Here is an 11,773-nt window from a genome sequence, read left to right as displayed (position 1 = left end):
AGGCGGTTCCTCTCGGGTGCCCGGTGACGGGGGAACGGGAGCAGGGGGTGACGCGAGGTCGGGGAGCGGCCCGGGCTCCCCGTCGGCATGCTGGCTCCCGCAGCCGAGGGACCCTCAGCGTACGCCGGTCGACCGATTCATGGAAGCGCTCCCATGCCATCCGGTCCGGGTGAGGCCGACTCACCCCCACGGCACGCAGGATCGGGCTTGCGCGACCGCACCGCCGACCGATCGGGAGGAGAGCGGGATGGCCACCGGAACGACCACGCGCACCGACCGGGAGATCCGGGCCGCCGTGCGCGACGAGCTGACCCGGGCGGGTCTCGACGGCGTCGGGGCGACCGTCACCGGCGGCGTGGTGACGCTGACCGGCCGGGTGGACGGCTACCCGGCGAAGTGGACCGCCGAGCAGGCGGCGCACCGGGTCGCCGGGGTGCGCGCGGTCGCCGACGACCTCGCCGTCCGGATCGCCGCCGCACCCGGCCGGGACGACCCGGAGATCGCCGTCGCAGCCGTACGGGCCCTGGAGTGGGACGCGTTCGTGCCGGTCGGTGCGCTGCACGTGACGGTCGCCGACGGCTGGGTCACGCTGCACGGCGAGGTCGACTGGGAATACCAGCGGCGGGCCGCCGAACGCTCCGTCGCCCGGCTCCCCGGCGTGTGCGGGCTGCGCAACGGAATCGCGGTACGGGCCGGCTGAGCGCGGAACCACCCGGCCCGGGTGAGCCGGGCTCACCCCGGCGCGGGCCAGGGTGGGAGGCATGAGTGATCCGAACGGGCTGATCACAGCCGGGCAGGCCGCGCCCGGGTTCACCCTGCCGGCGTCGCCGGACGGCCGGGAGGTGGGCCCCGGGCAGTTCCGCGGCCGACCGGTCGTGCTGGCCTTCTACCCCGCCGACTGGACCCCGGTCTGCAGCGACCAGATGGCCCTCTACCAGGCCGCCCTGCCCGAACTGGAGCGGTACGACGCGGCGCTGCTGGGCATCTCGGTGGACAGCGTCGACTCGCACCGGGCGTTCGCCCAGAGTCGGGGCATCCGGTTCCCGCTGCTCGCCGACTTCGAGCCGAAGGGTGAGGTGTCCCGCCGCTACGGCGCGTACGCCCCGCGTGGGCAGTCGGACCGGGCGCTCGTGGTGCTCGACCCGGACGGCCGGGTGGCCTGGAGCCACCTCTCCCCGCCCGAGGTCAACCCGGGCGTGGACGGCATCCTGGACGCGCTGGACCAGCTGGGCACGGATCGGCGGGTGGACGCCCGATGACGACGCCGTTGCAGGTCACCACCGCCCGGCTGCGGATCCCGGTCACCGAGCGGGACCACGTGCGCGGGCCCGTCGACGCCCCGGTCACCGTCGTCGAGTACGGCGACTTCCAGTGTCGGTTCTGCGGCGCCGCCTACCCGAACCTGGCCGAGGTGCTGCGTCAGCGGGCCGACGTGGTGCGGCTGGCGTACCGCCACTTTCCGATCACCAACGTCCACCCGTACGCGGAGAACGCGGCGGAGACCGCCGAGGCGGCCGGCGCGCGCGGCCGGTTCTGGGAGATGCACGACTGGCTCTACGAGCACCAGGACCAGCTCGACCCGGTGCACCTGTCGCTCGGCGTGGAGCAGGTCGGGCTGCCGCCCGACGAGGTGGGTGCCGAGGTGGGGCGGCAGGCCCACGCCGACCGGGTCCGGCAGGACTTCGTGGGTGGGATCCGCAGCGGGGTCAACGGCACCCCCACGCTGTTCGTCAACGACATCCGCCACGACGGCGGCTACGACCTGGCCGAGCTGCTGGCCGTGGTGGACGCCGCCGCCGGGGCCTGACCCGCGTCCGGTCAGATCAACCGCAGCTCGCGCGCCCGCCGGACGGCCTCCCGCCGGCGGGTGGCGTCGAGCTTGCGGTAGATGTTGCGCACGTGCGTCTTGACCGTGTTCACCGACAGCGACAGCTCGGCCGCGATCTCCACGTTGGACAGGATGCTCTGCAGGTAGCGCAGGATGGTCAGCTCCCGCTCGGTGAGCGGCTCGTCCAGCGCCCGTGCCGGCGCGTCCGGCGCACCGCCGGCCCGGGCCGCGTCGACGTCGCGGAGCAGGTCGCCGACGGTGGCCCAGTAGGCGGTGCCGGAGTCCAGGTGGGTGGCGAGCAGGTCGCGCAGCCCCGGCCCGGCTCGGGTGAAGACCCGCCGGCAGCCCTCCGGCTCGGCCAGCGCCAGCACCTCCTCCAGCAGCCGCCCGGCCCGCCGGCCGTCCCCGGCCGCGCCGGCCAGCGCCGCGTCCAGCAACCCGGCGCCCAGGCGTACCGGCAGCGGCCAGCGCGTCGCGCCGGGCCCGGTCCAGTCGGGCAGCTCCCGCTCCGCCGCGCCGGCGTCGCCGTCGGCCAGCCGCAGCCGGGCGGACGCCAGCGCCAGCGCCGGGTCGGGCGGTTCGCCGCCCACCGCATCCAGCAGCGCGCGCGCACCGGCCAGGTCGCCGACCTCGGCGCGGAGCTGCGCCTCGCCGGCGGTGAGCCAGGCCGCCAGCTCCGGGCCGGGCGCCGCCGCCCGGGCCGCGGTGAGCGTGCGCAACGCGGCCGCCGGGTCGCCGCCGTCGGCGAGCAGCCCGGCCCGGCAGAGCGCGACGAGCGCCGCGCCACCCGGCTCCGCGCCGGCCGGCCCGGCGAGCGCCAGGTGGGCGGCGGCCTCCGCCGGCCGGTCCCGCTGCCAGTGCGCCAGGGCCAGGGCGAGGTACGCGTAGCCGCAGTCCAGCCGGGACGACCAACCCCGGCAGGGCGGCATGGACAGTGCCTCCCGGGCGTGCTCCTCGGCGGCCCGCAGCGCGCCCCGGGCCGCCTCCAGCACCGCCGACCGGCTGGCGCAGAGCAGCTCGGTACGCGGCCGACCGGCCCGGCACGCCGCCGCGAGCGCCGCGGCGAACCGCTCACCCGCCACCGGCAGCTCCCCCTCGGCGAGCGCGACGAGCCCCTGCGCGGCCCCGGCCACCGCCCGCACGTCGTCGGAGTCGCCGCCCGTCACCTCGGCGAGCAGGCGGTCGGCGGCCCGGCGTACCTCCTCGTGGTCCGCGGTGAGCCGGGCCAGGCTCAGCTCGACCGCGGCGGCCAGCCGGCGGAACCGCTCGCGACGCGGCGCCGGCAGGTCCGACGCGTGCGCGAGCGCCCGCCGGAGCTGCCCGCCGGCGGCGGCCGGGTCCCCGGCGTACGCCCGCTCGGCGGCCGCGGCCAGCGCCAGCTCGGGGTCCCGGCGCACCGCCTCGGCCGGCGGCTCGGGCGGGGCGGGCGCGGCCGCCCGGGCCGGCTCGTCCGGGGCCAGTTCCGGCCATCTGGTGACCAGCAGTTCGGTGGCGTCGGCCCACGCGCCGGCGGTCAGCGTGTGCCGCAGCGCCTCGGCCGGCCGGTCGTGCGCGGCGAACCAGGTGGCCGCGCGCCGGTGCAGCTCGCGCAGCTCGTCGGCGGGGAGCCGGCCCAGCTCGGCGCGGAGCAGGTCGGCCAGGAGCGGGTGCGGCCGGTACCAGGGCGGGCTGCCCCCGTCCTGCTGGACGAAGCCGCCCTCCCGGGCCGCCTCGGCGAGCAGGCGCCCGGCGTCGGCCCGGCCGGTCAGCGCCGCGGCCAGGTCGGCGCAGACCGCGACCGCCACCGCGCCCCGGCGCAGCACCTCGCGGGCCGCCGGGTCCAGGGCCGCGAGCACCTCGTCCCGCAGGTACGCGGCGACGTCCGGCTGGTCGCCGGTGACCTGGTCCACGGCACGCGCCGGGTCGGCGCCGGCGGCCAGCGCCAGCGCGGCGAAGCGCAGCCCGGCCGGCCAGCCCGCGGTCCGCTCGACGAGCCGGGGCACCGCCTCGGCCGGCACCGGCACGCCGTGCGCGACCAGCAGGTCGGCCACCTCGTCGGCGGTGAACGCCAGCTCGTCCGGGCCGAGCACGGTCAGCTCGCCGGCCAGCCGCCACCGGTGCAGGGCCAGCGGCGGTTCCCGCCGCGCGCCGGCCACCAGCCGCAAGCGCCCGTCGCCGTGCCGGAGCAGGAACTCCAGCCCGGCCAGCGCCGCCGGGTCGGCCACCCGGTGCAGGTCGTCCAGGACCAGCAGCACCGGGTGTTCCCGGGCGGCGAGCGCGGCGGCGAGCGCCTCGAGCTGCTCCGGCCGGGGCGGGCCGTCCGGCACCGGCGGTGGCGACCCCTCGTCCGGGTCCCCGGCGACGGCGGTGCGCAGCGCCGCCGCCAGGTACGCCCAGAGCCGGCCGGTGGTGTCGCCGTCCGCCACGGTCACCCAGACCGGCGCCGGGCCGGGCCGCTCCGCGCGCGCCCAATCGGACAGCACTGTCGTCTTGCCCCAGCCGGCCGGGGCGAGGAGCAGGGTGACCGGCCCGACCGCGCCGCGTTCCAGCCGGTCCAGCAGCCGGGGCCGGAGCACCGCCGGCCCGGGCGGCGCGGACGGGGTCAACCGGGACGCGAGCAGCGGCGTGCCACCCCGACCGTGCGACGTGGCGACCCGCGCGTCCGCCGGCACGGCGGCGTCGGTCGGCACGACGGCCTCGGTCGGCACGACGGCCTCGGTCGGCACGACGGCCTCGGTCGGCACGACGGCCTCGGTCGGCACGACGGCCTCGGTCGGCACGACGGCCTCGGTCGGCGCGGCGGCGTCGGTGGGCCCAGCGACCTCGGTCGGCACGACGGCCTCGATCGGCGCGGCGGCCAGCCGGACCGGGTCGGCCTCCTGCGGCATGCGCCCCTCCCCCCGTCGGTGCGGGGGGCGGTTACCCGGACCGCGCCGGTTCACCCCTTCGGGGCGAGCCGGGGTCACCCGGGCCGGCGGCACAGTGGTGCTACCCGGGCGGCCGGCCGCGCACCGCCGGCCGCCCGGGTGGACCCGCGATCCGCAGGAGGGCACGGTGGCTCGGACCGGACGGCTGGTCGGCGCGCTGACCCGGGCGGCCCGGGACGCGCTCGCCGCGGCCCGCCGACGGCGGGCACGGGCCGGGACCGACCCGAGGCCGGCGCGCTGGCAGGTGGTGACCGTGACGGGACGGCCCGAGCACGTGCTCCCGGCCGGGCGGTGGCCCGAGCCGCTGCGCCGGCTCGACGGCGCGGTGGAGGTCTGGGCGCGCCCGGCCCCCGGCGAGCGCGGCACCGAGCTGGCGGTACGCCCGCTGGGCGGGAGGACGACGCTGCCCGGGTTCGCCGCGCACCTGGTCGGTGACGACCCCGGCCGGTTCCTGCGGCAGGTGCTCCGGGAGACCCGACAGCTCCTGGAGACCGGCGAGGTGCTGCGGGCGGACCGCTCGCCGCCGGACCGTCCGGGGGCGGCGAGGTGAGGGCGCTGTGCTGGGAGGGCGCCGGCGCGCTGGCGGTGCGTCAGGTGCCCGACCCGGAGCTGCGCAACGCCCACGACATGATCGTCCGGGTGCGGCGCAGCGTGACCTGCGGCGGTGACCTGCCGCTGCTGGCCGGGCGGGTGCCCGAGGCGGCCGCCGGTGAGGTGCTCGGCCACGAGTTCCTCGGCGAGGTGGTCGAGGTCGGGCCGGAGGTGCGCCGGCACCGGGTCACCGACCGGGTGGTGGTCGGCGCGGCGGTCGCCTGCGGGGCGTGCTGGTTCTGCCGGCAGGGCCTGCTGGCGAGCTGCGACAACGGCACCAGCGGGACGGCGGCCGAGCCGGACTGGGGGCAGCCCGCCGCCGGTTGCTACGGCCGGCCGGCCCGCCTGGGCGGATTCGCCGGCGGCCACGCCGAGTTCGTCCGCGTCCCGTACGCCGACGTGGGCGCGTTCGCGGTGCCCGAGGAGGTCGACGACGACCGGGCGGTCTTCGCCGCGGACGCCGCGCCGGCCGGCTGGCACGGGGCCGAGCTGGGCGGCGTCGCCCCCGGTGACGTGGTGGCGGTCTGGGGCGCGGGCGCGGTCGGCCAGCTCACCGCCGCGGCGGCGGTGGCCCGCGGCGCGGCCCGGGTCATCGTGGTGGACGAGCACGACGACCGGCTGCGGATGGCCGCCCGGCACACCGGTGCCGAGCCGCTCGACCACCGGTCCGTGGACGTCCTCGCCGAGCTGCGGGAGCGCAGCGGCGGCCGGGGACCGGACGTGTGCGTGGACGCGGCCGGCCCGCCGCCCGGGCCGGCGCGGTGGCCGAGCGGCGGGCCGGACGGCGGGGCGGCGCTGCGCGAGGCGGTGCACGCCTGCCGCAAGGGCGGCACGGTGGTGATGCTCGGCGGCGGGGCGGCGTTCGTGGACCGGTTCCCGCTCGGCGCGGTGACGGACAAGGGCCTGGCGGTACGCGGCGGCAGCCGCGCCGGGCCGGGCGCCATCCCCGCGCTGCTGGACCGGATGGCCCGGGGCGAACTGGTCACCGAGCACCTCGCCACGCACCGGCTGCCGCTGGACCGGGGCGCCGACGGGTACGCGCTGTTCCGGGACCGGGCGGACGGCTGCGTCCGGGCGGTGTTCACCCCGTGAGCCCGGCCAGCACGCATGGGCGAACGCACCGAGCGAAGCGAGGGCCGTGAGCGCATTGCCCGGCCAGCACGCATGGGCGAACGCACCGAGCGAAGCGAGGGCCGTGAGCGCATTGCCCGGCCAGCACGGATGGCACACTCGGCGGATGCCCACAGACCGCCCGTACGACCTCGTCCTGTTCGGCGCCACCGGCTTCACCGGCGGCCTGACCGCCGAATACCTGGCCCGGCACGCGCCGGACCGGCTGCGCTGGGCGCTCGCCGGCCGCAACCCGGCCAAGCTGGCCGCGGTACGCGACCGGCTGGCCGCGATCGACAGCGGCCTGGCCGAGCTGCCACTGCTCACCGCCGACGTGACCGACGCGGCGTCGCTGCGGGCGGTCGCGGAGAGCGCCCGGGTGGTCGCCACCACCGTCGGCCCGTACGTGCACCACGGCGAGCCGCTGGTGGCCGCGTGCGCCGCCGCCGGCACCGACTACGTCGACATCACCGGGGAGTCGGAGTTCGTCGACCTGATGTACGTGCGGCACCACGCCGAGGCGGTGCGCACCGGGGCCCGGCTGGTGCACGCCTGCGGCTTCGACTCGATCCCGCACGACCTGGGCGCCTGGTACACCGTCAAGCAGCTCCCGTCGGACGGGCCGGTCACGGTGGACGGCTACGTGCGGGCCGGCGGCCGGTTCTCCGCCGGCACGTACCACTCGGCGCTGACCGCGTTCGCCCGCACCGGCGAGATGAGCCGGGCGGCGCGGGCCCGCCGGGCGGTCGAGCCGCGCCCGGACGGCCGGCGGGTGCGTGCGGTGCCCGGCCGGGTCGGGCGGGTCCGCGAGTTCGGCCAGTGGGCGGCGCCGCTGCCCACCATCGACCCGCAGATCGTCCGCCGCTCGGCCGCGGCCCGCCCGGAGTACGGCCCGGACTTCCGTTACCGGCACTTCGCCGCGATGAAGCGGCTGCCCACCGTGCTGGTCTCCGGCGTCGGCCTGGCCGCGGTGGTGGGGCTGGTGAAGGTGCCGCCGACCCGGCGCTGGCTGCTCGGCCGGCTCGCCTCCGGGCAGGGGCCGAGCGCCGAGCAGCGGGCGAAGTCCTGGTTCCGGGTGCGGTTCGTGGGCGCCGGCGGTGGCCGGCGGGTGGTGACCGAGGTGGCCGGCGGTGACCCCGGCTACGACGAGACCGCCAAGATGCTCGCCGAGTCGGCGCTCTGCCTGGCCTTCGACGACCTGCCGGCGACCGCCGGCCAGCTCACGCCGGTGGCCGCGATGGGCGACGCGCTGCTGGAGCGCCTGGTCCGCGCCGGCATCACCTTCCGCACCCTGAAGGCGTAAGGAAGGGCCCCTTCTTAACGCCTCCGGTAGAGGCGGGGCCCCCTCTTAACAACTCGGGGCGTTGACCCTCGACCTGGTGGAGGGCACAGGATGACGGCCGTGGAGAGCGAGCTTCGCAGCATCGGTGAGCTGGCCCGGGCCAGCGGGTTGACGGTCAGCGCGTTGCGGTTCTACGACCGCTCCGGCGTGCTGGCCCCGGCCCGGGTCGACCCGGTGACCGGCTACCGCTGGTACACCGGGGACCAGGTCGGGCCGGCCCGCCTGGTGGCCGGGCTGCGCCGGGTCGGCATGCCGCTGGCCGGCATCGCCGAGGCGCTGCGGCACCGGGACCGGCCGGCGGAGGTGCACCGACTGCTGGACGCGCACCTGCGCCGGCTGGAGGACGGCCTCGCCGACGCGCGTCGCGAACTCTCCCGGATCCGTCGCCTGATCGACCCGGAGGAGACCACCGTGACCACCCGCCTCGCGCTGTCCCGCACCGACCTGGCCGCCGCCGTGGCCGCCGTACGCTTCGCCGTCGGCGCCGACCCGGAGCTGCCGGCCCTGTCCGGCGTGCTGCTGTCGGTCGAGCCGGACGGCGTACGCCTGGTCGCCACCGACCGGCACCGGCTGGCGGTGGCCCCGGTCGACGCCACGGTCGACGGCCCGCCGGTGGGCGCGCTGCTGCCGGTGGCCGCGGTGGACGAGCTGCGCGCGCTGCTGGACACCGACGCGGCCACCGTCGACGCCGTCGTCGCGGACCGGGTGACGTTCTCCGTCGCCGGTCGCACGCTGGCCGTCACGCCGCTGCCGTACGACTTCCCGGACTACCGCCGGCTGCTGCGGGCGCAGCTCGGTGACGTACCCGCGTACCGGATCCCGGTGGACGGCCCGGCGCTGCGCGCGGCGCTCACCGCCGACGGGGTCCGGGTGTGTCACCGGACGCACGACGGCGTCGCGCACGAGGTGGTCGCGCTCGGCCTGGACGGCCGGGGTGAGCTGCGGCCGGTCGACCCGGACGGCGGCGGCACCGGGCTGCGGGTCGGGCTGAACCGGGAGTACCTGCTCGACGCGCTGGACGCCGGCGGCGACCAGCTGGTGCTGGAGCTGGACGGGCCGATCACGCCGCTGGCCGTACGCCGGGTCGACGACGCGCACGCGTTCTCCATCCTCATGCCGGTGCGCCTGTAGACCGGGCCGGCCCGGGCCGGCGGGGCCGCGACGGTAGCATCTGTGGGTCCCACCTGACTGCCTGGACGGAGGCGTACGAGCAGCATGCTCGACATGGAGTTGATCCGGAAGGATCGCGAGGCGGTGGCGACCGCGCTGGCGAAGCGTCTGGATCCCGCCGAGGTCACCCGGGCGCTGGACGACATCCAGCGGCTCGACCAGGAGCGACGCGCCCTGATCACGGAGATCGACGCCGAGCGGCAGCGCCGCAAGGCCGAGGCGCGCGCGTACGCGGAGGCGAAGCGGTCCGGCGCCACGCCGCAGCCGTCCGCGCCGGAGGCCGAGCGCAAGCAGCTCGCGGAGCTGGAGTCCCAGCTCGACGAGGTGCAGTCCCGGCTCCGCTCGGCGATGAGCGAGCTGCCCAACCTGCCCGCCGACGACGTGGTCGCCGGCGGCAAGGAGGCCAACCGGGTGGTGCGGACGTTCGGCGAGGCGCCGGCCATCGAGAAGGTCCGCGACCACGTGGAGCTGAGCCGTGCGCTCGGGCTGGTCGACCACGAGCGGGGCGTGAAGCTCGGCGGTTCCGGCTTCTGGATGTACACCGGCATGGGCGCCCGGCTGGAGTGGGCGCTGGTCAACTGGCTGATCGAGCGGAACATCCAGGCCGGTTACGAGTTCCTGCTCCCGCCGCACCTGCTGCTGGACACCGCCGGCTTCGCCGCCGGGCAGTTCCCCAAGTTCTACGACGACGTCTACCACCTCGACAAGCAGTCCGCCCCGCGCGGCCAGTTCCTGCTGCCCACGTCGGAGACGGCGATCCTCGGCGCCTACCAGGACGAGATCCTGGAGACGCCGAAGCTGCCGCTGAAGGCGTTCGCGTACACGCCGTGCTACCGGCGCGAGGCGGCCGGCTCGCACTCCGACGAGCGGGGCACGGTGCGCGGCCACCAGTTCAACAAGGTGGAGATCTTCCAGTTCACGCTGCCGGAGCAGGCGGACGCCGCGCTCGAGGCGATGGTGGGTCACGTGGAGGGCCTGGTCGACCAGTTGGGCCTGCACTTCCAGACCAGCCTTCTCGCGGCCGGCGACGCCAGCGCCTCGATGAAGAAGACGCTGGACATCGAGGTGTGGATGCCGAGCACCGGCAAGTACAAGGAGGTGTCGTCGGTCTCCTGGGCCGGCGACTACCAGGCCCGCCGGGCGGCCATCCGCTACCGCGAGCCGGGCGGCAAGCAGACCCGGTTCGTGCACACGCTCAACGGTTCGGCGCTGGCCACCAGTCGCCTGTTCCCGGCGATCCTGGAGCAGTGCCAGCAGCCGGACGGCTCGGTGGTGGTCCCCGAGGTGCTGCGCGACAAGCTCGGCACCGACCGCCTCACCGCTTCTCGCTGATCACCTCCCGCACGGGGGCCGGTTCCGCCGGCCCCCGTCGCGCGTCTCCCGTGGTGTTAACAGGGGGCCCCTGCTCTACCGGAGGCGTTAACAGGGGGCCCCTCCTTACACACAGCGCGAGCAGCACGAGCGCGAGCGCCGCGAGCAACGCCGGGCCGGCGCCGTCCAACGTGCGCACCAGCGCCTGCTGGACGGCGGCGGCGGCCCGCACCACCGGGTCGCCGAAGGCGTCGTGCCGCCCCAGCGCCAGCCGCACCTCGTACCAGCCGTACCAGGCGACGTAGCCGCCGGCGACCAGCAGCACCAGGCCGCTCAGGCGCGGCACCCACGCGCCGGCGCCGCGCAGCCGGGCCAGCACCCGGCCGCGCAGCAGCGCCACGGCGAGCGCGGCCACGCCGACCACCAGCGCCATCCCGAGGGCGTACGCGCCGAACAGCGCCAGCCCGCGCAGCGGTGAGCCGGCCCGCAGGCTCGTCACCACGATCGCCAGGAACGGCGCGATCGCGCAGGTCAGCGACGTGAGCGCGTATGCCGCGCCGAACACCACCATGGACGGCCAGGTGCGGGTCAGCCGGGGCGCGGTGGCGAACGGGCGCGGTGTGGGCAGCCGCCGGCCGGCGAGCAGCCAGACACCGGCCAGCGCCAGCAGCACGCCGAGGGTGACGGTCAGCCAGGGCAGCCGGGGGCGCAGCCAGTCGGCGGCCGGCGCCACGGCCAGCCCGAACGCGCCGAAGACCAGCGCGTACCCCAGGGTCAGCCCGGCCGTCGCGGTGAGCGCCCGGCCGACCGCGCCGCGTCCGTCGCCGGGGCCGGCCACCAGCAACGACAGGTACGCGGGCAGCATCGCGAAGCCGCACGGGTTGACCGCGCCGAGCATGCCGGCGGTCAGCGCGAGCAGCAGCGCGCCGGTCATCCCCGGGCCAGCGTCTCGACCTGCCGGGTGAGTGACTCGCCGTCCAGGAAGCCCTGGTGGACCACCTTCCCGTTCCGGTCGAGGATCACGAACGTGCTCTGCTCGGCCACCTTGAACCGGCGCCACACCGCGCCGGCGCGGTCGTCGAGCTGCGGCGTGCCGGCCAGCTCGAACTCGGTGACGAACTCCTTCATCGCCTTCTGCTCGCCCAGCCCGGCGACGCCGACGATCGGCACGGTGTCCCGGTACTTCGGGGCGATCTCGGCGACGGTCCACGCCTGGCTGGCGCAGGTGGCGCACCAGGGCGCCCAGAACCAGAGCACCACCGGCCGCCCGGCCAGGGCGGCGGCGGAGAACGCCGTACCGTCGAGGGTCTTCCCGGCGAACGACAGCGTCTTCGGCACCGGGGCCGGCGGGGTCGGGGTCTCCCCGGCCGGGGACGCCGTGGCGGTCGCGGAGGGCGCGGCGGCCACCGCCGCGTCCACGGGCGCGGCCCGCTCCGGACCGACCGCGCAGGCCGCGGTGGCGGCGAGCACGGCGGCGGCGCCGAGGTGACGGACGGTACGGGACGACATCGGCGC

General features: G+C 77.3%; 10 protein-coding genes and 1 pseudogene. 8 read left to right on the top strand and 3 right to left on the bottom strand.

What is annotated here, in order from left to right; translation table 11 throughout:
• Window positions 1-247 precede the first annotated feature (247 nt).
• The 3 genes and pseudogenes from O7598_RS06860 to O7598_RS06850 all read left to right on the top strand — a co-directional run.
• Window positions 248-691: pseudogene (locus O7598_RS06860) on the top strand (BON domain-containing protein); the annotation flags it as partial.
• Window positions 692-761: 70 nt separating this feature from the next.
• Window positions 762-1,259: a redoxin domain-containing protein gene (locus O7598_RS06855; protein WP_269690518.1), complete on the top strand. Its 498-nt coding sequence runs from the start codon at window positions 762-764 to the stop codon at window positions 1,257-1,259.
• Complete coding sequence (locus tag O7598_RS06850; RefSeq protein WP_269690517.1) at window positions 1,256-1,807, top strand: DsbA family protein; 552 nt, start codon at window positions 1,256-1,258, stop codon at window positions 1,805-1,807. Before O7598_RS06855 ends, O7598_RS06850 begins: the two co-directional genes overlap by 4 nt.
• Before the next feature lie 11 nt (window positions 1,808-1,818).
• On the opposite strand, the gene O7598_RS06845 is transcribed toward O7598_RS06850, so the two are convergent.
• The gene (locus O7598_RS06845; RefSeq protein WP_442929918.1) at window positions 1,819-4,479 is read right to left on the bottom strand and encodes a LuxR C-terminal-related transcriptional regulator; all 2,661 of its coding nucleotides are present in this window, start codon (window positions 4,477-4,479) and stop codon (window positions 1,819-1,821) included.
• A gap of 382 nt (window positions 4,480-4,861) precedes the next feature.
• Here O7598_RS06845 and O7598_RS06840 point away from each other — a divergent pair, with 382 nt between their 5' ends.
• The 5 genes from O7598_RS06840 to serS all read left to right on the top strand — a co-directional run bounded on the left by O7598_RS06840 (window position 4,862) and on the right by serS (window position 10,279).
• The gene (locus tag O7598_RS06840) at window positions 4,862-5,284 is read left to right on the top strand and encodes a hypothetical protein (RefSeq protein WP_442929825.1); all 423 of its coding nucleotides are present in this window, start codon (window positions 4,862-4,864) and stop codon (window positions 5,282-5,284) included.
• Window positions 5,281-6,417, top strand: a complete 1,137-nt coding sequence (locus O7598_RS06835) for a zinc-binding dehydrogenase (RefSeq protein ID WP_269690515.1) — start codon at window positions 5,281-5,283, stop codon at window positions 6,415-6,417. Before O7598_RS06840 ends, O7598_RS06835 begins: the two co-directional genes overlap by 4 nt.
• 145 nt (window positions 6,418-6,562) lie before the next feature.
• The gene (locus O7598_RS06830) at window positions 6,563-7,738 is read left to right on the top strand and encodes a saccharopine dehydrogenase family protein (protein WP_269690514.1); all 1,176 of its coding nucleotides are present in this window, start codon (window positions 6,563-6,565) and stop codon (window positions 7,736-7,738) included.
• Between the two features lie 90 nt (window positions 7,739-7,828).
• On the top strand, window positions 7,829-8,908 hold the full coding sequence (locus O7598_RS06825; RefSeq protein WP_269690513.1) for a DNA polymerase III subunit beta family protein: 1,080 nt from the start codon (window positions 7,829-7,831) through the stop codon (window positions 8,906-8,908).
• 84 nt (window positions 8,909-8,992) lie between these two features.
• On the top strand, window positions 8,993-10,279 hold the full coding sequence (gene serS / locus O7598_RS06820; RefSeq protein ID WP_269690512.1) for a serine--tRNA ligase: 1,287 nt from the start codon (window positions 8,993-8,995) through the stop codon (window positions 10,277-10,279).
• Here the strand turns inward: serS and O7598_RS06815 are convergent.
• Window positions 10,263-11,192, bottom strand: a complete 930-nt coding sequence (locus tag O7598_RS06815) for a cytochrome c biogenesis CcdA family protein (protein ID WP_269690511.1) — start codon at window positions 11,190-11,192, stop codon at window positions 10,263-10,265. The genes serS and O7598_RS06815 overlap by 17 nt on opposite strands.
• Complete coding sequence (locus tag O7598_RS06810; RefSeq protein ID WP_269690510.1) at window positions 11,189-11,767, bottom strand: TlpA family protein disulfide reductase; 579 nt, start codon at window positions 11,765-11,767, stop codon at window positions 11,189-11,191. The genes O7598_RS06815 and O7598_RS06810 overlap by 4 nt, the downstream gene beginning before the upstream one ends.
• Window positions 11,768-11,773: the final 6 nt, after the last annotated feature.

Origin of the sequence: Micromonospora sp. WMMC241 (assembly GCF_027460165.1) — a bacterium.
GTDB lineage: Bacteria > Actinomycetota > Actinomycetes > Mycobacteriales > Micromonosporaceae > Micromonospora > Micromonospora humi.
Note: the sequence above shows the minus strand (reverse complement) of the source record. Positions and strands in the feature narration are given on the sequence as shown.